This is a genomic window from Shewanella acanthi (assembly GCF_019457475.1).
Lineage (GTDB): Bacteria > Pseudomonadota > Gammaproteobacteria > Enterobacterales > Shewanellaceae > Shewanella > Shewanella acanthi.
In genome coordinates, this window is the sequence record NZ_CP080413.1 from 274,433 (window position 1) to 293,485 (window position 19,053).

Below are 19,053 nucleotides of genomic sequence, written 5' to 3' on the forward strand. Positions count from 1 at the left end.
ATGTTTACTGCCGCAAAGCCAGAGGATGATTTTGTGCCATCCAATCAACTCGACCAGCTTGCCAAGGATCAATTGGCACAGAGTTATCTGCAGAAGATTTTGCTCTCATCCGTGTACGACGTGGCTAAGGTGACGCCATTATCGAGCCTTAATAAGCTCTCGGCGCGCCTCGGTTGCCAAGTTTTTTTAAAGCGTGAAGATATGCAGCCGGTGCATTCATTTAAGCTTCGCGGTGCCTATAACCGTATAGCTCAATTAAGTTCTGCGGAATGTCAGCGCGGTGTGGTGTGTGCCTCGGCGGGCAACCATGCCCAAGGTGTAGCGATGTCGGCGGCGAGTCGTGGCGTGGATGCCGTGATTGTGATGCCCGAAACCACCCCCGACATTAAGGTCGATGCAGTGCGCCGTTTAGGCGGCAATGTGGTATTGCATGGTCAAGCCTTCGATCAGGCTAACGCCTTTGCCATGGACATGGCTAAAGTGGAAGGGCGAGTCTATATCGCGCCCTTTGACGATGAGGCCGTGATTGCGGGTCAAGGCACCATCGCCCAAGAAATGCTCCAGCAGCAACGGGATTTAGAAGTGGTATTTGTGCCCGTGGGCGGTGGCGGTTTAGTCGCTGGGATTGCGGCCTATTACAAAGCTGTGATGCCTAAGGTCAAGATCATTGGTGTCGAACCCGAAGATGCCGCTTGCCTAAAGGCGGCGATGGAAGCGGGTGAGCCAGTGACTTTGCCTCAGGTCGGTTTATTTGCCGACGGTGTTGCTGTTAAGCGTATCGGCACAGAGCCGTTTCGTGTTGCAAAGCATTTTGTCGATGATGTCGTTACTGTTACCTCTGATGAAATTTGCGCGGCGGTGAAGGATATTTTTGAGGATACCCGCGCCATAGCCGAACCCGCTGGAGCACTCTCCCTAGCTGGGCTTAAGAAGTATGTCGGCACCAATGCCGATGGCGACAGTGGTCGCGGCGAGAAAGTTGCTGCGATTTTAAGTGGCGCCAATGTGAACTTCCATAGCCTGCGTTATGTGTCGGAGCGCTGCGAATTAGGTGAGCAAAAAGAAGCGGTGCTGGCGGTGAAAGTGCCCGAACGTCCCGGTAGTTTTTTGCGTTTCTGCGAGCTCCTCGATAAGCGGGTGATGACAGAATTTAACTATCGATTTAGCAGTCGTGATATGGCTGTTGTGTTTGCGGGCATTCGCCTGACCAAGGGCCATGATGAGCTAGAACATATTATCAATACCTTAGAGCGCAACGGTTTTGAGGTACAGGACTTATCCGGTGATGAAACCGCGAAACTGCATGTGCGCTATATGGTAGGCGGTCATCCGCCGGAGCCATTAGAAGAGAGGCTTTTTAGCTTCGAGTTCCCCGAGCATCCTGGTGCGCTGCTCAAGTTTTTAACTACCCTGCAGAGTAAGTGGAATATTAGCTTGTTCCATTACCGTAACCACGGCGCCGCCTTTGGGCGGGTACTTGCAGGCTTTGAAGTGCCGATGAGTGATGCGCTGCCGTTCCAGCAGTTTTTAACCGAGCTTGGCTTTGTGTATCAGGAAGAAACCCAAAGTCCCGCGTATCAATTGTTTTTGAATGCTGCAAATACCAAACATAAAGCGGGCTAACACTTAAAGGGCGCACAGGCGCCTCTTTTTATGGTAGCTTGGCACTGATAAAAAGAAGGGGTAACCCTTCGGCAGATAAAAAGACCTCACGCACTAATTTCACGCACTAAGGAGACATGATGTTACCTGCACCGCAATTTCAAGCCTTTAATCCGCCTCGCCGTATTTTAATGGGGCCAGGTCCGTCGGATGTCTATCCCGAAGTGTTGGCAGCTCAAGCAAGACCGACAGTAGGCCATTTAGACCCGCTTTTTGTAGGAATGATGGATGAGCTTAAAAGCCTGATTCAATATGCCTTTCAAACCCAGAATGAAATGACCATGGCGGTTTCGGCACCTGGCAGTGCGGGCATGGAGACCTGCTTTGTGAACTTAGTAGAGCCGGGCGAAAAGGTGATTGTGTGCCGTAATGGTGTGTTTGGTGAGCGTATGCGCCAAAATGTTGAGCGCGTTGGCGCAATTGCCGTTGTAGTAGATAACGAATGGGGCACACCTGTTGACCCTGCTGCCGTTGAAGTAGCACTAAAAGCTAACCCTGATGCCAAGTTTTTAGCCTTTGTGCATGCCGAAACTTCAACGGGCGCATTAAGTGATGCTAAGACCTTGTGTGCGCTAGCAAAACAACATGGCTGTTTATCGATTGTCGATGCGGTGACCTCCTTAGGTGGCGTTGAGCTACGTGTCGATGAATGGGGAATTGATGCAATTTATTCCGGTAGCCAGAAGTGTTTATCCTGTGTGCCGGGTTTATCGCCTGTGTCATTTTCACCCGCCGCGGTTGAAAAACTGAAAAACCGTAAAACGCCGGTTCAGAGCTGGTTCCTCGATCAAAGTTTAGTGATGGCTTACTGGAGCAGTGCGGGTGGTAAGCGCAGTTATCATCATACTGCGCCTGTTAATGCCCTTTATGCCTTACATGAATCGCTGCGCTTATTGGCGGCAGAAGGCTTAGAACATGCGTGGCAGCGCCACAAAGAAATGCACTTAGTGCTGCGTGCAGGCCTTGAAAAGTTAGGCCTAAACTTTGTGGTGGAAGAAGCCTCTCGCCTGCCACAGCTTAATGCCGTGTTTATTCCGGAAGGCGTCGATGATGCATCTGTGCGTACTCGTTTGCTCAACGATTACAATTTAGAAATTGGCGCGGGGCTTGGGGCACTTGCGGGCAAAGCTTGGCGTATTGGCCTGATGGGCTTTGGTGCTCGCCGCGAAAATGTGGCGCTGTGCCTAAGAGCATTAGAAGAAGTGCTGAGTTAATGCGTTCGGTTTGAATATATCAATCCCCGCATTTGCGGGGATTTTTTTGGTTTGAGCTGATTGAGTCGAAGGAGATCTCGCGGGGAGTCGACAAAAATGCTTCGCTTCAAAGCGAATGTGAAGTGCGAAAACGGCAAAAAAATCCCGACAGCGAAAGCGGGCTGTCGGGGGTCTTCAAGAGGGTGACGTAAGTTGGCATAAGTGCCTTGAACTTACAGTGCGCCAGTTCTGGTCAAGCGCACCTTGAAAAACCAGATGATTACACTGCGATAGGCTCAGTTAATCAGGGTCATCATGCTGTACATAAGCCCTAATGCCTTCCCTGCAATATTGAACTGAGTTACACATGGGAGATGTTTTCTATTAAAACAGATTTACCCAGATAAGTTAGGGCAAGCTGCTGATCAATAGTGGCAAAATTATGGCAAAGTGGTTAGCGGTAGCTGAAGACTTTAATACTAAATGAGGACGGTACTGAAACGTACAGCCTAAATTTGAGGTGCTGAGGATGTCGAAAGTAAGTCCCTATTCGCCCAAAGAATGGTTACAACTCAACATGCAGCAACAGGGGTTGCTGGATTCGCATACCTCGGTTTCAGAGCTGATATCCCGCCTGAGCTATGTGCAAATTGACTCTATTAATGTGGTCGAGCGTGCACATCACCATGTACTCCATAGCCGCATGTCAAACTATCAGCCGCAGATGCTTGATGCTGCGCTGGCAAATTCGGAAGTATTTGAATATTGGTCACATGCGGCGGCTTATCTCCCCATAGAGGATTATCGTTTTAGTCTGCAACGTAAGTTACAACTGCAAAACGGTGGCAAACATTGGTTTGACGCTGACCTTAAGGCGATGCAGGAGGTGAAAGCGAGGATTGCTGCCGAAGGCCCACTGAAAGCGAGCGATTTTGAGCATGCGGCGGGTAAAAATGGTGCTTGGTGGGACTGGAAGCCGGCCAAAAAGGCTCTGGAACAACTGTTTATGCGCGGTGAGTTAATGGTGCTGCGGCGGGATAAATTTCAAAAGTGCTACGATTTAACTGAGCGGGTATTGCCTTCGAACATTAACAGCAAACCACCCAGCGAGGAGGAGTTTGCTCGGCATTTAATTGAGCGCTTTTTAGCTGCCCATGCCTTTGGAAGCTGCGCGCAAATTGCGTATCTACGTAAGGGGGTAAAATCCTTAGTATCCAAGGCTTTAATCGAAATGCAAGCAGAGGGCGAATTAGCGAGCTTTAAGGCATCGGGGCAGCAATATTTTTATCGCCCGAATCTGCAGTTAATCTCACCATTGAAAAATCGAGTCTGGTTACTCAATCCCTTCGATAATTTACTCATCCAACGCCAACGATTGAGACAGTGGTATGGCTTTGATTATCAGATTGAAGTTTATGTGCCTGCCGAGAAGCGTCAGTATGGCTATTATTCTCTGGCTATTTTATGGCGCGATAGTTTTGTTGGCCGAGTGGATGTGAAGGCTGACAGACCCAAGGGGATGCTGCTGTTGCAACAGTTGACGCTAGAGGAAGCTAGCCTTGGGCTTGATGAGGATTTTTACCACGCTTTTGAGATGGCAGTTCGCCAATATGCCCGTTTTAATGGTTGTGAGCGTTGGAAGCTGGTAAAGGCCAATGACAAAGGGCTAAAGCACCGTTATTCCCGCCAGCAGCAATGCTAATTTCAAACCTTAAAAATACAAAGCACAGCCAGTTAATGGCTGTGCTTAATCAATTTATTAGATAATGAGTCGCGGTAGGTGGTAATTACTCGGCTGCGTTGAGCTTTTTTTCTAACTCGTTAACTTGGGCTTGCAGCGCTTCTAATTTTTCGCGAGTTTTCAGTAGAACATGTTGCTGAACTTCAAATTCTTCGCGGGAAACTAAATCTAATTTGAGTAACTGATTTTGCAGCACTTGTTTGCTGCGCTCTTCAAACTCGCCAGCAAATTGCTTTAGACCGCTGGGCAGATTGTCGCTCAGCTGTTTCGCTATATCTTCGATTTTCTTTGGATTAAACATAATCATTTCTACCTTGTCACTGAATAAATTTATTGTAACTCAGTGTGCTAGCTTTCTAAAGTAAACCCCACAGCAGGATTGGGAATTTTGCCCCGATTGCGTAGCCCATTACGGCGAAGACGTATTGCCTCTCTCGACTTTCGCATCTTTGGGGTTGGGGGGATTTAATAGCCTTGGCTTGCTGGCTTCTGCTATGATCCCATCCCCCTTTTGTAGACTTGTTTGGATATTGCGCGAAGATGAAACTCAATCCTGCCCAAAATGATGCGGTTCATTATGTTTCGGGACCTTGCCTAGTATTGGCGGGTGCGGGTAGCGGTAAAACACGCGTAATTATCAATAAGATTGCCTATTTAGTGCAAAAGTGTGGTTACAACGCCCGTAATATCGCTGCGGTGACTTTTACTAATAAGGCCGCCCGTGAGATGAAGGAGCGGGTAGCGCAGTCGATGGGACGTAAGGAGGCTCGGGGACTGTGGATCTCGACCTTCCACACCTTAGGGCTTGAGATCATTAAGCGCGAGCACAAGGTACTTGGATTAAAGCCGGGTTTCTCGCTGTTCGACGATCAGGATACCTTGGCGCTGCTCAAGGAGCTGACCCAAAAGGAGTTGCAGGAAGACAAAGATCTTTTAAAGGCATTAGCAGGGGCGATTTCTAACTGGAAGGGGGGTCTTGTTATCCCCGATCAGGCGCGCAAACTGGCTAAGGATGAACAGCAGCAACTGTTTGCTATGCTCTATCAGCGTTATGCCCAACACATGAAGGCCTATAACGCGCTCGACTTTGACGATCTTATTCTGCTACCAACCTTGCTATTAAGGCACAATGAAGAGGTGCGAACCCGCTGGCAAACTCGCATTCAATATTTGCTGGTGGACGAATATCAAGACACTAACACCTCCCAATACGAAATGGTTAAGTTGCTGGTGGGAGAGCGTGAGCGCTTTACCGTAGTAGGCGATGATGACCAATCAATTTATTCGTGGCGTGGTGCTAAACCGCAGAACTTAGTATTACTGGGCAAAGATTTCCCTAAACTGAAGTTGATTAAACTCGAGCAGAACTACCGTTCGAGTCAGCGCATTTTGCGTGCTGCCAACATCTTAATCGCTAATAACCCCCACGTTTACGATAAGGCACTGTTTAGTGAGTTGGCCTATGGCGAGCCACTAAGAGTGCTTTTTGCTGCCAGCGAGGAGCAGGAAGCCGAGCGGGTGGTGGCCGAGATTGTACGCCACAAGTTTGTGGGACGAACCCAGTTTGGCGACTATGCAATTTTGTACCGTGGTAATCATCAATCGCGATTATTAGAACGGGCGCTGATGACCAACCGCATTCCCTATAAGTTAAGTGGCGGTACCTCATTTTTTGCCCGCGCCGAAATTAAAGACATCATGGGTTACCTTAAGTTAGTGGTAAACCCCGATGACGATAACGCCTTTTTACGCATTGTTAACTTGCCAAAGCGCGGTATTGGCCCATCGACCTTAGAGCGTTTAGGCAATTTTGCTAACGAAAAACATATCTCGATGTTTGAGGCGATTTTCGATCCAGATTTAAATCATCATCTGCCGCCTGCGGCTATGTCGTCTCTTTATCAATTTGGGCGTTTTATTGTCGATACCGGCGAGCATGCCGAGCGTGGTGAACCCGTTGAAGCGGTGAAGCAGCTGATTCGTAAGATTAATTACGAAGATTACCTCTACGAAACGAGTACCAGCGCTAAGGCCGCAGAGATGCGAATGAAGAATATCTCCGAGCTGTATCGCTGGGTAACTGAGATGCTTGCGGGTGATGAGTTGGACGAAGCCATGACCTTACCTGAGGTGGTGAATCGTTTGACCCTAAGGGACATGATGGAGCGTAACAGTGAGGATGAAGGTGGCGATCAAGTACAACTAATGACGCTGCATGCCTCTAAGGGCTTGGAGTTCCCATATGTATTTATGGTTGGGGTAGAGGAGCGTATTTTACCCCATCAAACCAGCATCGATGAGGACAATGTCGACGAAGAACGCCGCCTAGCTTACGTAGGTATTACGAGGGCGCAGCGAGAACTGTGGTTTACCCTCTGCCGCGAGCGACGTCAATTCGGCGAAACTATGCGCTGTGAGCCGAGCCGATTCTTGCATGAATTGCCCCAGGACGATTTGATTTGGGAAAACCGAAAACCGCAGCAAACCGAGCAGGAACGAATTCAGACGGGTAAAAGCCATATTTCCAATCTTAGGGATATGTTTAAGAAGTAGTATTGCAGATATTGAAACGAAAGGATGTTGCTAAGGTAGCGTAATGCCAGAGGTGTAAGCCTCTGGCATTATTTTTTATGCGCAAACTAAACTCGTGTTTTCTTGAAGGCTAAAGGGGGAGGCCAGCGCGGCGCCTTGACCAAGTACATAACCTATCGAATGCAACATCTGTATCTGTTCAATCTGCTCAACGCCAGCAACAATGGTTTGTAATCCTAGGGTTGATGCGGCTTGTTGGTAGGCAGTGATTAATTTGAGCTGTTTTGGCTGCAGTGGCATCGAAGTTAGAGGCGCAAGCTTTAATCCTTTGATAGGTAATAACAGCAAGCTATTTAAAGCGCTATGTCCACTGCCATAGTGACTTATCCCAAGATTTACACCGAGTTTGTCTAAGATTTCAAAGCCATTGTTATGGCTTTCGGTTTCTTGTACCAGTGCTTTTTCATTAAAAAATAGCCATAACTGCTGTGGCTTTACCCCCGTTTGCTTCAGGGCAAGTTTAAGTTCGCGCAGTGCCTGTTTATGTTTGAGGTGCTGACTCGATAACATCAAATGTAATTGGATTGTATCGCTAAACTTTGCCTTAAGGATTGGGGAATTTTTATTAATCGCGGCGAGAATATAAAGATCTAACTCAGTTTTTAGGTTGGCTTGTTCCGCAATTTCTACTAAATGCTCGTAGGGAATATTCCCCCATACTGGATGTTCCCAGCAGAGGTGACACTCGAGTGCATGAATCTGCTTCGTATCTAAATGGACGATAGGGAGATATTGAAGCTCTAACTTATGTTGCTCAAGCGCCTGCCTAAAATCATTCTCAAAGGTAATATCGCGCAACACGTTGTGCGAAGGACTATCGTCGAAAATCACAAAGCAGCCTTTGCCGTTGGCCTTGGCTTGGTACATTGCGGTATCGGCATTACGCAGCATAGACTCGCTGGTATCCGTTTTGTGCTTTCCACTGAGGGTGATGCCAATACTGGCACCAGAATGGATCTCTGCATCGCCTAGGTGATAGGTTTGAGAAATGGTTTGTATCACGCGCTCGGCCACATCTTGGGCATCAGATATACCACTAATGGAGTCGAGCAGAATGACGAATTCATCGCCGCCAAGCCGCGCCAAAGTGTCATTGCCGCGAATACAGGATCTTAAGCGGGTTGCTGTTTCAATTAAGAATTTATCCCCTTCTAGGTGTCCCAAAGTGTCGTTGACTTGCTTAAAGCCGTCGAGATCGATAAACAGTAGGGCAAATTGTTCTAGGCGGTGGCGATGTACATGCTTGATGGCCTGATCGAGTCTTTCCATAAACATGGCGCGATTGGGTAAGCCTGTCAGCGCATCATGTTTTGCATCATGTACTAGCTTGGCCTCCATTTTGCGTCTTTGTTTGATCTCTTTTTCGAGATTTTTATTTAGTTCAGCTAATGCTGTCGTGCGGGCGACAACCTTTTCTTCTAATTCTTCATAGCTTCGACGAAGGGATTCTGCGGCCAGTTTTTTCTCGATGGCGGCACTAATGTGCTGCGATACAAAGGTCAGTAGTTCTAGATCTTTTACTTGGTAGTTCTGGTTCATACTTAGGCTATAAATAGTGATAGCTCCGCGAACCTGATTATGGATAAACAGCGGTATACCAATCCATTGATGCATATTTTGGGTTTGGTTGAGATCCGGCGCCTCTGCATATAGCTCTCCCGACTCAATCAGTTGCCTAATGTCCGCCTGAGCTAATAGCAGCGGACGGCGATGTTTTAAGACATATTCTGTGAGCCCGTCTTTTAGGGCTCTGCTACCAGGATGAGTATTACCGAGCTGGGATACATAAAAGGGAAAGGTCAAATGGCTTCCCTGCTCATCCAGTAGAGCTATATAGCAGTTATTCGCCGGAATTAAATGGCGGATGACATTATGGAGCTGTGGGTAAAAATTGGGATTGTCTGTGCCAGAACTCGCCAGTTCTGCAATTTCAAATAATGACTTTTGTAATCGTTCTGCTCTGCGGCGCTCATAGACCTCAAGTTTCAGCTTATCGTAGGCTTGGCTTAGTTCTTTTGTGCGAAGCTGAATGGCAAGCTCAAGCTGTTCTTGATGTTTGAGCCGCTCCATGACTCCGGCAATATGATGACAAACGAAGGTCATGAGCTCGACTTCTATTTCGCCATAATGCACATTGGTGTCATAGGTCTGTACAACTAATACTGCAGTGACTCGGTTTTCATATTTTACGGGCACGCCAAGCCAAAGATGACTAGGTGAACCTAAGTTAAGGATTTCATTGGCGGCAATAAGCTCTTCGACTTTTTCTTCGCTGCACAGTAGGGGATTTCCGTTTCTAAATACATAACCCGTTAAGCCCTGCTGCAGCATGGTTGATAGCGTCTGAGCAGGAAACATTTGTGAAGGATGCTCATCTTTCTCATCGGCAAAGAAGGGCACTGAAATAGCTCCTGTGTGACTATCTTGAGTGGCAATAAAGAAATTATCAGCGGAAATCAGTTGCTTAAGGTGCTGATGTACTCCGATATAGAATTCTTCTAGGCTTGATACCTGCGTTGCCATATGGGAAAGATCAAGCAGGGCATTCTGTACTATCTCAGCGCGTTTATATTTGTTAGCTAAGTATTTTAACCGTACTAATTTTTTCTTTAAGCGCGAGATCTGAGGCGTGTGAGGTGGGGTAGTTTCATCTTCATCCTTAAACATGATACTTGTCCGCTTTGAATTAATTGTTATCAAAAAACATATTTAACATGAAATACCGTAACATCCAAGCCAAATTTCTGACGCCATGAAGTTGAAAAAATAGACAAATATATCAAAACTTGAGCAGTCAGAGAAAAAAATGCAAATAGCTATAGACTCAGGGGGCATTTCTCCATACTATATGCGGCGCTAACCAAGGCGAGCGCCCATAGCTCAGCTGGATAGAGCGCACCCCTCCGGAGGGTGAGGCCGAAGGTTCGAATCCTTTTGGGCGCACCATTTCTCCGAACGAGTAGTGAGCTTGATGTTAGCAGTAAAGTGAAATTCAGTGGTGATTGTAGCTCAGTTGGTAGAGTCCCGGATTGTGATTCCGGTTGTCGTGGGTTCGAGCCCCATCAGTCACCCCATTTCATTTACACATCTCGGTGATTAGCGCAGTCCGGTAGCGCATCTGGTTTGGGACCAGAGGGTCAGAGGTTCGAATCCTCTATCACCGACCACATTATTCGCAGAACTAGCGCATTCGTTTTTAACGAGTAAATAGTTAACAAATACGGTGATTAGCGCAGTCCGGTAGCGCATCTGGTTTGGGACCAGAGGGTCAGAGGTTCGAATCCTCTATCACCGACCAATTACATAGAAGCCTCAGCATTCTTCGGAATCACTGGGGCTTTTTTGTATCTGCCTTCTTCTTGTCTTCTCTTGCAATTCTCTAATGACCCAAGTGGATGTTAGCGGATTTGGGCGATGCTTAAGTGCTGCAATAAATAAGGCTCCCGAGGGAGCCTTATTAAGACATTCATTGAATTATTCGATATTGACTGGTGGCGCGATAAAACCTTGGTAGGCATCGGTTCTCAGTTCATGGAAGCGCTCAAGTTGAGCTTTCTCTTGGATACCTGTCACAATTACCTGAATATCTAATCCCTTTGCCACATTGATAATGGCACGACACAGCTCGCTGTTGTGTGAAGCTTCATCATAATATGAGAAGGACTGGTCGAGTTTCACATAGCTAGGTCTGAGTTCCTGAAGATATGACATTGAACCAAACTGACGTCCGAAATGGTCGATACCGAAATGTGCACCATTGTCACGGATGATATTGCACAGTGCGATGCAGGAGTCTAAGTCGGTATAAACCCCAGCCTCTGGGATTTCAAAACAGATCCTATCGGCATGATCAGCACTGCGTAGGAAATGGTTTAGCCATTCATGGAATTGTTTATCACTCAGACTCTGATGGGTCAGGTTGATTGCAATTGGCTCAAAGTTACGTTCAAGTAACTTGAGATCATAAATGGTTTCAATAAGGCATTTATCGAGAAGAGAGCCGAGTGACAGCAATTCGACGTAGGGCATAAATTGACCCGCATGGGCTAATTTATCCGCTAGCTCCAACTGACAATAAAGCTCTCGCTGAACAATGCCTGTTCCCTCACAGAACTGAATCGGTTGCCATCTGAACTTAAATTTACGGTTACTGATCGCATGGCTTAAATTGTCACGCCATTGCTCACGGGTAAACAGCTGCTGTTCGTTAGTTTCAAACCAGTGGAAGGTTTTATGTTCCTTCAGGGCCTTTTGCAACGCATTATCGGCCTGGGCCAAAATGTCTGACACTTGCATTTGGCCTATGCGTTCAGCCACACCGATAGCAAAGTTTTCATTTGGCTTACAGCCTGCTTTGGACATTTCCTGATTGATGGTGCGGATCAATGTTTGTAAGTATTTACTAATTTGGTCGTGTTCAACATCAGTTAGCAGGAAGGCAAACTCGTAGGCGGCAATCCGTGCGATGACGGAAGGTGTAACTTCGTTGAGTTGTTCCTGCAGTTTTTCTGCAAGGATGCGGATGGTTTCATCACGCACTTGATAGCCGTATTTACTGTGAACTTCTTCTAGCCAATCGAGTTTAGTTAGGATCAATGCACCACTGCCGGGCTCACTTAACCAACCATTTAAGCGATTAACGACGTAGATACGATTAGGTAATCCAGACGCAGCATCAACTAAATTTTTCTTACGTAGGGCGCCGACTTCTTCGTCTAAGGATTGGAATACCTGCTTAAGTTGTGCCGACATAGTGTTAAAGGCGACCACAACATCCTTTAACTCCATGGTCTTTGGTAATGGTAAGTCAGGGCCAAACTGGCGAGCAGCAATATTGCGAGCGTATTCAGACAGTGAATGTAGCGGTTTTAAAATCCACGTTAACCCAACCCTTGCGGTAAAAATGGCCACAAGGAATAACAGCGAGAAGGCGATGATAGTGTTGGACATAATGCGCCATAACTCGTGGTAACCAAAGCCTGGGTGGGCGGTGATTTCTAGCTGCGCTAGTTGTAACCAACCTGAGGTTATCGTGCTTTCTTTTTTGATGGTTTTAAACAAGCTGAGATTAATAAACCACTGGGGAACATCTTCAATTTTGATATCGTTATTCCACTCTTGCTGTTTGCCATCGACCATCCAGTTCAGTTTAATGTTCTGATAATAACCCCCTTCGAATATCACATTGACAAGGGTTTCAGCTGCCACGGTATCGCCAGCTTCCAGTGCAGGCGTTAGCATTAGACCAAGCGAGGTACTGGTATTGTTTAGATCCGATTCCATCTGCTTGGTTAAAAAGCTTTGCGTCTCTGTAAATTGCACATAGCCTAATGTGGCAATCACCATCAAAAATAGGCTAAAAAGCAACGAATAAATCTGTCTAAACAGTGTCATCTTTTGGGCTACTCCACTTTTAATTTGGGTTGTCTGAGCCTATCAACACCTAACCTATGGTTAAGGTCATTCCATTTTTCTAATCGTGCGGACGAGCCAGCTAACACACCTCGCCCTTGTTCTTTATTTAACCATAATTGTTTACCGTTAAAGCTGTAAACTGGTAGTAAATCCCTACGCTGTGTTGCGGGTTTTATGGTGCGGTCGAGGTTGTCGAGAACCAATGGCACTGATGAAGGGGTATCGTAGTAAGCTAACACCATATGATACTGATTTACTGTGGTTGCTTTAACCATAGTGATCCGCATTTTATCTTCAGGTACACCAAGCTGGAGTAGGGTGAAGTACTTCGCGATGGAGAAATCTTCACAATCCCCACCATTCACGCCAATAAATTCCATCGGTGTTGCCCAGTAATTTGATATTCCCCACAACTTAATATCATCAACAAAGCGGAACATATTGAAAAAGTTGTTCACTTTGACGAGTTTATCTTTTTCACTTAGGGATCGGCCTTCAGTTAACACTTTAAACCAAGCTTTAGCACGCATACCCGCTCGGCCGCCATAATGTCGCTCTAGTGCAGAAACGATTTTGGCTTCATTGAGGTTTTGAGTTGGCGCGGCATAAAGGCCGCAAATGCCTAGGCCTGTCGCTATTAGAGTAAAGCGGCAGACTCGCAAAAACGAATTTTGGTGACAACGTCTGCCGCTCATAGCCTAGTTTATTAGCCTTTAGTAGGTTGGTTGATCTACGGGTTGAGTTCCATCAAATGGCGTTTCTGGTGCAGTTCCATCCACAGGCGTATCCATCATGTCTTCAGGACCATCAACTGAATAAATGGTCCACTTCATATCAGACTGGGTATCATCGCCCGTGACTTCGGCAACTACGCGGCGGTTTTGTCTTTCTGCCTCAGGGGAACGCTCAAGCACAAGTGGTCGAGTTGGGCCATATCCAATTGCAGTTAAACGTGCTTTATCAATACCATAGGTATTTACTAAAACGGATGTCACAGCATCCGCACGTTCCTGAGACAACACCGCATTACGCTCGTCGGTACCTGTACGGCTTGTATGGCCTTCGATGGTGACTTGAGTGTTGGGATATTGCTTGAGGAAATTAGCGATTTCCTCAATCTGCGGATAGTACTGAGGGTCAATATAGGCAGAGTCGTTAGGGAATAATACGTTGATGTCCTTACGCTCGTTGATGGCTTTCACTTTTCCGCAGCCATAATTATCGACACCAGCACCTTTGACTGTGTCATTACAGCGTTCGCGTGCTTCGATAACACCATCAGTATCAGGATCTGTAAGGTCATATACCTGAGTTGTAGGCATTTCTTCGATGTTAACGGTATCTCGCATTGAGCAGCCGCCAGCCAGCAGTGCCACACCAATTAATAGGCTAGTTGTTGTTTTCATTTGTTTGCCCCTCCTTCATAGTTTCGTTCGCCACGCCACGCTTCTGGACGGGTTACTCTGAGTGAATCCAATAAACGACCTGTAGAGTTCAGTACGCGGTATTTCGCAATGATTTCATCGTATTCAGCTTGTAGATAGTCCTTACGGGCTTCGAATAGCTCGTTTTCGGTATCCAGTAAGTCGAGTAAGCTGCGTTGGCCTAGATTGAACTGTTGAGAGTAAGCACTTTGTGTATCCTTCGAGGCAATAACATGCTCACGGATATATTGTTTTTGCGAGCCCAGCATTTCGTAGGCATTCCAAGCGAGGTTTACTCCTTCAACGACTTCACGTTGAGCACGTTGACGAATTTCTTTCGCCTCATTGAGTTTGTAGGCTGTCTCTTTCTCGCGGGCTAAATCTTTACCACCGGCAAACAGGTTGTATTTCATACGAACCATGGCCACGATATCGTTGTTATAACCATTCACATTTTGGCTTGGGATTAAGCTAACACCGTCTTCGCCACCGATATCATTATTCCAGTTGCCATTAACTTCTAATGACACCTGTGGGTAGTAACTCGCTTGCACCGATGAGCGTTCGTTTTCCGCTGCGCGGATGTCATTAGCAGCAGATCTTAGCACTGGATGATTTTCTTGCGCTTCTGCAAGGCCTGTATTGAGATCCGTTGGTAGCATATCGGCATCAGGAACAGGTTGAATTAAATCGACGGGTTCAGCTTCAACCACACGAATAAACTGTGCTCTGGCATCAAACAGATTGTTCCGTGCCGAAACCACGTTGGCATTAGCGCGGGCAAGACGGCCTGTGATTTGCGATAGGTCAGCCGTTGAGCCTAAACCTGAGTCGGTACGCTGTTTGATTTGCTCGTAAATCTCTTTGTGGCTATTGAGGTTTTTCTCAGCGAGCTTATAGACCTCATCGGTGCGCATGTAATTGAGGTACACTTTGCTGACTTCTAAGGCAATGTCTTCTGCACCCGCTAATAATGCCCATTGATCGGCACTGGCTTCAAAACTTGAGCGATCCACTTCACTGCTAGTATAAAAACCGTCGAACAACATTTGTTTCAGACTGACGCCAAACTCACCGCGCTCAAGTTCAGCAACACCGTCACTATCGACTTCACCAACACCAGGGCGTCTGCGGGTAGAGATACTGTCGGTTTGTTCCCAACCGTAACCCGCGGTAATGTCGATGGTTGGCATATAGCCCGAAATCGCTTGGTTAACTTTTTCTTCGCTGGCTTTAAAGCGGTTAAACGCAATACGCAGGTCAGGATTCGTATCTAGGGTATATGCCACTGCCTGCTCTAACGTTTGGCTGTGTGCCGATAACGGAAGCAGTAATGCGGACATTACCACCGCTATCCTAGAGCATTTAAATTGTCTTCTTACAAAAGTATTCATTGCAAACCTCCCGGTTTTTTAATCAGGCTTATCGCTCACGTAGAGCGGTATCCTTAGCCCTTAGAATTGGATTTAAAATGTACTCAAGAATGGATCTTTGCCCCGTGATCACATCAACTGTAGTCAGCATCCCCGGGATAATTGGCATCTCTGTGCCATCGTCTTTCATTAAACTCGATTCTTCTGTTCTGACTCTAATAAGATAGAAGCTATTTCCCTCTTCGTCCTGTGAAGTATCAGCACTGATATGCTCCACCGTTCCCTTAAGGCCGCCATAGCGGGTAAAATCGTAGGCGGTCACTTTGACGACCGCGGGCAATCCTGTATGTAAAAACGCAATGTCTTTCGGTAATATTTTTGTCTCAATCAGTAATTGATCCTCCGAAGGAACAATTTCTATAATATCAACACCGGGCTGGACAACGCCACCTAATGTATTGATATGTGTAGTTTTAATTGTGCCATTCACAGGTGAGGTGATAATAGCTTTGCTGACTTTATCCTGCGCACCTACCTGAGCCTCATTCATTCGTGACAGCCTAGTTTGAGTTTCATTTAGCTGTGCTCGAACATCGGCGGCGTAAACAAACACGGCCTCACGGCGCTTCAAAATGGCTTCATCTAAGGCAGCCTTTAATTTTGGCCTTAGTAGGCGTAATGAATTAAGTTCGCCCTGTGAATCGTTTACTGCTCGTTCTAATTTTAGCAGCTCAACTTCAGGGACAATGCCTTTTTTAGCTAAGGGGCGAGTGAGTTCTAATTCCCTTGAAATCAACTGCATACTGGTCGTTAATGTTGCAGTTTTGGAAGCTAGGTCATCGATCTCTTGCTGTCTTTGTTGGATTTGACGAACCAAAATCTCAAGCTGGTTACTCAGATTATCTAAGCGGCCGTTATATTCTTCTTGTTGGCGTTTAACCAATGCCGGTTCTGCAGCGACAATTTCTTGGGGGAAGACGGGAGGTTTTTTGGTGATTTTGACCTGCTCACGCCAATCCGATGTCATATCAGATATCAGTATACTATCTAATTCGGCGCGCATACGTATTGCGTTGGTTTTTAATCCAAAAACCTCTTGTTCTTGCTGTGCAAAGTCAGAACGAAAGCGGGTATCGTCAATACGTACCAAAGGTTGCCCCTTAGTCACGATTTGACCTTCCTGCACGTATAACTCTTGCATAATGCCACCATCTAAACTCTGAATGACTTGCACCTGCGAAGAAGGGATAACCTTACCAGAGCCTGTCGTCACTTTATCCAGTTTAGAAAAGCTTGCCCAAAGTAGAAAACACACCATCATTGCGGTCAGTGCCCAAATAATCAGCCGATGGCCGCTTGGCGCATCAGTCATCATGGCACCGTAGACATCATCGACCATATCGAGATCATTGGCAGTCAGGTTTTTGCTCATTTTTGCAGGCCTCCATTTACGAGACCCGAATTAAGTTTTGCTAACACTTCGGCTTTAGGCCCATCGGCGACCACATGGCCTCTCTCAAGCACAATGATGCGATCAACTAACTGTAATAAGTGCATTTTATGAGTAATGATAAGTAGGGTTCTGTCTCTGCTGACATTTTGCATTGAGCGAATAAATTGCTGTTCTGCTCGGGCATCTAAGCTAGCGGTTGGTTCATCCATCAACAGCACTGGTGGATCGTTTAGCGTCGCACGGGCGAGGGCAACCGTTTGACGTTGGCCGCGACTCAGAGACATACCGCCTTCACCCACCTGTTGATCTAAACCTTCCGCTTCAAGATGGGTAAACTGGCTGACACCCGAAAGCTGCACAGCACGTATCAGCTGATGCTCCGTGACTTGTCTGGTACCAAATAGAATGTTGTCCCTGATTGAACCGTGGAAAAGCACAACGTCTTGGGGTAAATAGCCAAAGTTACGGCGAAGATCGCTGGGGTGAATTTGTGCCGAATCTACGCCATCGTAGCGAAGACTTCCCGCTGTGGGCTTAAATAATCCAACAAGGAGTTTGGCTAAGGTACTTTTCCCTGAGCCATTACGACCAATAATTGCGATACGCTCGCCGGGGCTTATGGTGAGGGAAAATGGATGCAGTACAGGCCTTTCTGAACCTGGATAGCTAAAGCCCACATGATCGGCTTCAATCTTACCTATTAGTCTGTGTTTACTGACGAGATGCCCTTTATTTTCGAATTCATCTTCTTGGGTCATCAGTTCATTTAACTGCCTTAGCGCACTCGCCGTATGATTTGCACGGGTCATTAAGCCTGCAAGTTGCGCCATGGGGGCTATCGCGCGGCTAGATAACATTACTGCAGCGATGATTCCCCCCATGGAAATTAGGTTTTCGGAAACGTGATAAACCCCGAGAATGACTACGCAAACAACAGTGAATTGCACAATGAAGTTTGCAACGTGGGAGACTGAATTTGAGAGCTTTTTAGAACGCAGCTGCCAGTTGGCGCTATGGCCGATCATTTGTTGCCAACTTTTTTGCACTATCCCTTCGGCGCCATTAGCTTTAATGGATTCCATGGCTGAGAGGCTTTCAATTAAGTGACCGTGCTTGAGGCTGGAGAACTTGTTGCCTTCCTCAATGGCTGCTTTCAATTTGGGTTGGATGTAAAGGGTGTAGGCGATGATGATTGCGCCGCCAACCACTGGAATAAAGGCGAGATCCCCAGCGACAATATAGATGATGATCAAGAAAAATACCGCAAAGGGTAAATCGACTAGCGTAGTAATCGTCGCCGAGGTGAGAATTTCCCGAATATTGTCAAATTCTCCCATTTGTTTTGCCATGCCCCCAATACTCGGGGAGCGCTTTTCAAGCGGGATGCCAATGGCTTTTGCAAAGAGTTTTGAGGAGACAATAATGTCGACCTTTTTGCCAGCGACATCAATAAGGTAGCTGCGTAATTGCCGCATGATAAAATCGAATAAATAGGCGATAGAGGCACCGATTGCCAAAACCCAAAGTGATTCAAATGCGAGATTGGGTACCACCTTGTCATAGACGTTCATAATGAACAGCGGTGACACTAGGGCAAAGATATTTACCAGTACAGAGGCAATCAGTGCATCACGGTAAATTGGGGCTGAATCTTTTAAGGTTTGGATTAACCAGTGGGTTTTGTTGTCGTGCAAATAGACATCAAAGCCCATGTCACCGCGGTATTCCTGCTTTACTAAGAATAAATAACCCACGTAGAGAGCTTCGAGTGACTTTATCGAAAGTAGTTGTTCGCCGCCGGTCTCGGGCAGCTGAATCACGGCTTTGTCAGACTCGAGATCAAATTCCCGTAATATACAGGCCTTTTTATCCTTTAATAATAAAATGCAAGGCAACAGTATCGGAGAGATATCGTCTAGTCCCTTACGGGATAATTTGGCGGCTAAACCCGCTCGGGATGCGGCTTGAGGAACGAGATCTGGTGTTAGTACTGCGCCAGACAAGGGTAAACCCGCGGCCATAGATTCGCTCGAACAGGGGTTCCCAAAATGCTCAGTCAATAAAACCAAGCAATCCAACAATGGATCAACTATCACTCGCTGTGAGGCAGAAATAGTCCACTGCTCAACTTTTTCAGATGCAGTTACAGACACAGACTCATCTATCCTTTGATGTTTTTATTTTGTTAATCAGAAGTATG

At 46.6% G+C, this 19,053-nt stretch carries 12 protein-coding genes and 4 tRNA genes; 8 read left to right on the forward strand and 8 right to left on the reverse strand.

Going from position 1 to position 19,053, the window contains the following annotated elements; genetic code table 11:
• The 3 genes from ilvA to K0H61_RS01315 all read left to right on the forward strand — a co-directional run bounded on the left by ilvA (position 1) and on the right by K0H61_RS01315 (position 4,557).
• Positions 1-1,623, forward strand: a complete 1,623-nt coding sequence (ilvA, locus tag K0H61_RS01305; protein ID WP_258405986.1) for a threonine ammonia-lyase, biosynthetic — start codon at positions 1-3, stop codon at positions 1,621-1,623.
• Between the two features lie 119 nt (positions 1,624-1,742).
• Positions 1,743-2,876: a pyridoxal-phosphate-dependent aminotransferase family protein gene (locus K0H61_RS01310; RefSeq protein WP_220050982.1), complete on the forward strand. Its 1,134-nt coding sequence runs from the start codon at positions 1,743-1,745 to the stop codon at positions 2,874-2,876.
• Positions 2,877-3,384: 508 nt separating this feature from the next.
• Positions 3,385-4,557 (forward strand): winged helix-turn-helix domain-containing protein, encoded by a 1,173-nt coding sequence (locus K0H61_RS01315; RefSeq protein WP_220050983.1) that lies wholly within the window; start codon positions 3,385-3,387, stop codon positions 4,555-4,557.
• An 85-nt stretch (positions 4,558-4,642) separates the two neighbouring features.
• Here the strand turns inward: K0H61_RS01315 and ubiK are convergent, their stop codons facing one another.
• A complete protein-coding gene (ubiK, locus tag K0H61_RS01320) occupies positions 4,643-4,897 on the reverse strand; it encodes a ubiquinone biosynthesis accessory factor UbiK (protein ID WP_220050984.1) in 255 nt (84 codons plus the stop codon).
• 239 nt (positions 4,898-5,136) lie between these two features.
• Here ubiK and rep point away from each other — a divergent pair, with 239 nt between their 5' ends.
• The gene (gene rep, locus K0H61_RS01325; RefSeq protein WP_220050985.1) at positions 5,137-7,149 is read left to right on the forward strand and encodes a DNA helicase Rep; all 2,013 of its coding nucleotides are present in this window, start codon (positions 5,137-5,139) and stop codon (positions 7,147-7,149) included.
• A 75-nt stretch (positions 7,150-7,224) separates the two neighbouring features.
• Here rep and K0H61_RS01330 read toward each other — a convergent pair whose 3' ends face one another.
• Complete coding sequence (locus tag K0H61_RS01330; protein ID WP_220050986.1) at positions 7,225-9,855, reverse strand: sensor domain-containing diguanylate cyclase; 2,631 nt, start codon at positions 9,853-9,855, stop codon at positions 7,225-7,227.
• A gap of 202 nt (positions 9,856-10,057) precedes the next feature.
• On the opposite strand from K0H61_RS01330, the gene K0H61_RS01335 reads away from it, so the two are divergent.
• The 4 genes from K0H61_RS01335 to K0H61_RS01350 all read left to right on the forward strand — a co-directional run bounded on the left by K0H61_RS01335 (position 10,058) and on the right by K0H61_RS01350 (position 10,486).
• A tRNA-Arg gene (locus K0H61_RS01335) sits at positions 10,058-10,134 on the forward strand.
• Positions 10,135-10,186: 52 nt separating this feature from the next.
• Positions 10,187-10,262, forward strand: a tRNA-His gene (locus K0H61_RS01340).
• Between the two features lie 16 nt (positions 10,263-10,278).
• Positions 10,279-10,355, forward strand: a tRNA-Pro gene (locus K0H61_RS01345).
• 54 nt (positions 10,356-10,409) lie between these two features.
• A tRNA-Pro gene (locus tag K0H61_RS01350) sits at positions 10,410-10,486 on the forward strand.
• A 176-nt stretch (positions 10,487-10,662) separates the two neighbouring features.
• Here K0H61_RS01350 and K0H61_RS01355 read toward each other — a convergent pair.
• The 6 genes from K0H61_RS01355 to K0H61_RS01380 are packed head-to-tail and all read right to left on the reverse strand — an operon-like array spanning position 10,663 to position 19,006.
• Entirely contained in the window at positions 10,663-12,582 is a 1,920-nt protein-coding gene (locus K0H61_RS01355) for a bifunctional diguanylate cyclase/phosphodiesterase (RefSeq protein WP_220050987.1), read from the reverse strand.
• Between the two features lie 8 nt (positions 12,583-12,590).
• A complete protein-coding gene (locus K0H61_RS01360; protein WP_220050988.1) occupies positions 12,591-13,298 on the reverse strand; it encodes a transglutaminase-like cysteine peptidase in 708 nt (235 codons plus the stop codon).
• A gap of 18 nt (positions 13,299-13,316) precedes the next feature.
• The gene (locus K0H61_RS01365; RefSeq protein ID WP_220050989.1) at positions 13,317-14,009 is read right to left on the reverse strand and encodes an OmpA family protein; all 693 of its coding nucleotides are present in this window, start codon (positions 14,007-14,009) and stop codon (positions 13,317-13,319) included.
• A complete protein-coding gene (locus K0H61_RS01370) occupies positions 14,006-15,421 on the reverse strand; it encodes a TolC family outer membrane protein (protein WP_220050990.1) in 1,416 nt (471 codons plus the stop codon). The genes K0H61_RS01365 and K0H61_RS01370 overlap by 4 nt, the downstream gene beginning before the upstream one ends.
• Before the next feature lie 28 nt (positions 15,422-15,449).
• Positions 15,450-16,832: an HlyD family type I secretion periplasmic adaptor subunit gene (locus K0H61_RS01375; protein ID WP_220050991.1), complete on the reverse strand. Its 1,383-nt coding sequence runs from the start codon at positions 16,830-16,832 to the stop codon at positions 15,450-15,452.
• Positions 16,829-19,006, reverse strand: a complete 2,178-nt coding sequence (locus K0H61_RS01380) for a type I secretion system permease/ATPase (protein ID WP_220050992.1) — start codon at positions 19,004-19,006, stop codon at positions 16,829-16,831. The genes K0H61_RS01375 and K0H61_RS01380 overlap by 4 nt, the downstream gene beginning before the upstream one ends.
• Between the last annotated feature and the right edge of the window lie 47 nt (positions 19,007-19,053).

Coding starts and splice junctions, on each gene's coding strand:
- ilvA (WP_258405986.1), top strand. CDS start 1: ATGTTTACTGCCGCAAAGCCAGAGGATGATTTTGTGCCATCCAATCAA.
- K0H61_RS01310 (WP_220050982.1), top strand. CDS start 1,743: ATGTTACCTGCACCGCAATTTCAAGCCTTTAATCCGCCTCGCCGTATT.
- K0H61_RS01315 (WP_220050983.1), top strand. CDS start 3,385: ATGTCGAAAGTAAGTCCCTATTCGCCCAAAGAATGGTTACAACTCAAC.
- ubiK (WP_220050984.1), bottom strand. CDS start 4,897: ATGTTTAATCCAAAGAAAATCGAAGATATAGCGAAACAGCTGAGCGAC.
- rep (WP_220050985.1), top strand. CDS start 5,137: ATGAAACTCAATCCTGCCCAAAATGATGCGGTTCATTATGTTTCGGGA.
- K0H61_RS01330 (WP_220050986.1), bottom strand. CDS start 9,855: ATGTTTAAGGATGAAGATGAAACTACCCCACCTCACACGCCTCAGATC.
- K0H61_RS01355 (WP_220050987.1), bottom strand. CDS start 12,582: ATGACACTGTTTAGACAGATTTATTCGTTGCTTTTTAGCCTATTTTTG.
- K0H61_RS01360 (WP_220050988.1), bottom strand. CDS start 13,298: ATGAGCGGCAGACGTTGTCACCAAAATTCGTTTTTGCGAGTCTGCCGC.
- K0H61_RS01365 (WP_220050989.1), bottom strand. CDS start 14,009: ATGAAAACAACAACTAGCCTATTAATTGGTGTGGCACTGCTGGCTGGC.
- K0H61_RS01370 (WP_220050990.1), bottom strand. CDS start 15,421: ATGAATACTTTTGTAAGAAGACAATTTAAATGCTCTAGGATAGCGGTG.
- K0H61_RS01375 (WP_220050991.1), bottom strand. CDS start 16,832: ATGAGCAAAAACCTGACTGCCAATGATCTCGATATGGTCGATGATGTC.